Source organism: Enterobacter cloacae complex sp. P17RS, assembly GCF_014895885.1.
GTDB classification, from domain to species: Bacteria; Pseudomonadota; Gammaproteobacteria; order Enterobacterales; family Enterobacteriaceae; genus Enterobacter; species Enterobacter bugandensis.
Genome location: NZ_JADBQK010000038.1, coordinates 16,307 through 18,012 on the forward strand (window position 1 = coordinate 16,307; position 1,706 = coordinate 18,012).

1 pseudogene is annotated in these 1,706 nt (G+C 48.1%); it reads right to left on the reverse strand.

The features are described 5' to 3' along the window. Positions 1 to 76: 76 nt before the first annotated feature. A pseudogene (locus IM265_RS21580) lies at positions 77 to 1,196 on the reverse strand (IS3 family transposase). Positions 1,197 to 1,706 lie beyond the last annotated feature (510 nt).

The window sequence follows — 1,706 nt, forward strand, 5'->3', positions numbered from 1 at the left end:
GGCGGCCCCCCCCCCCCAGCTTTGCTATTGATGGTTTTTGCAGCCAGTGACCTGCCCCCAGGATTAGATACAACCTTCAGTTAGTAATGTCGGTTGGTTTTCTTCATATTTCCTGTTTCGCCAGTCCGTTACGAATTCAGCTGGTGTCTGGTAATCCAGCGATGAATGGGGACGGCACTCGTTATAATCCTGCCGCCAGTCATTGATCTTTTTCCGGGCATGAAGAATATCGCTGAACCATTGTTCATTTAGACACTCATCGCGAAAGTATCCGTTAAAACTCTCAATAAATCCGTTCTGCGTTGGCTTACCTGGCTGGATAAGTCGTAGTTCCACACCATGCTCAAAGGCCCATTGATCGAGCGCGCTGCAGGTAAATTCCGGGCCCTGATCGGTTCTTGTTATCGCCTGATAGCCCCGAAACAGCGCGATGCTGACCAGAATATGCATGGCCTGAGCTCCTGAAATACCGAAAGCAGCGGTGATCGTCAGACACTCCTTCGTGAAATCATCCACACAGGTCAGGCACTTAATCCTCCGACCGTTGGGCAGTGCGTCCATAACGAAATCCATCGACCATGTCAGGTTCGGCGCATCCGGGCGCAGAAGCGGAAACCGTTCGGTTGCCAGCCCTTTACGGCTTCGTCTGCGTTTTACGCTCAGTCCATTAAGGTGGTAAATACGGTATACCCGCTTGTGATTGACGTGAAGGTCCTCCCGACGCAACAGCTGCCAGATGCGGCGGTAGCCAAGACGCCTGCGCTCCAGTGCCAGCTCAGTGATGCGCCCCGATAAATGCGCATCAGCCGCCGGACGCTGAGCCTCATAGTGGCAGGTCGACAGGGACAAACCTGTAAGCCTGCAGGCACGACGTTGCGACAGACCGGTCGCATCACACATAAACTCAACGGCTTCCCGCTTCTGGCCTGTCGTCAGTACTTTCGCCCCAGAGCCACCTGAAGAGCCTCCTGATCCAGCATGGCTTCGACAAGTAGCTTCTTGAGGCGGGCGTTCTCCTCTTCACGAGATTTAAGCCGCTTCACCTCAGGAACTTCCATGCCACCAAACTTCTTGCGCCAGGTGTAGAAAGTGGCATCGGAAATGGTGTGCTTACGGCAGAGCTCACGAGCAGAAACTCCGGCTTCCGCTTCGCGAAGAATACTGATGATCTGTTCGTCGGAAAAACGCTTCTTCATGGGGATGTCCTCATGTGGATTATGAAGACATTACTAACATCGGGGTGTGTTAATCAACGGGGAGCAGGTCAAGTACTCTATTGTTTTACAATCAGTAACTATACAAACAGTGAAAACAATCTTTAGCTACTAATTGAGTCGACATGAGAAATGGGAATAAAGGCCTCAACTCAAGAAAAGTGACAAGACAACAAACCCAGCACTCAAGGATCATACGAAACAGCAAAGCAAAAACGGCGAGACGAATCTGTTAATCAACATAAATACTCATCGGAGCAAATTGCGAAATCTTTCGGTATATCGAAAAAAATTTTTATCGAAAGTTGATGATCAAGTTTTCATAAGGAGGGTATTTTTTAAACTTGCCATTTCGTCAATCCAGGTTCAGGAAAATTCATAATTTATAGCTTAACTCCAAAGAAGACAAAAATGTTATCGACAATATTCATTACATGAAAGACTAATGACAAAAAATTATATTGACATCCGCGGTTTACTATTCAGTTCATT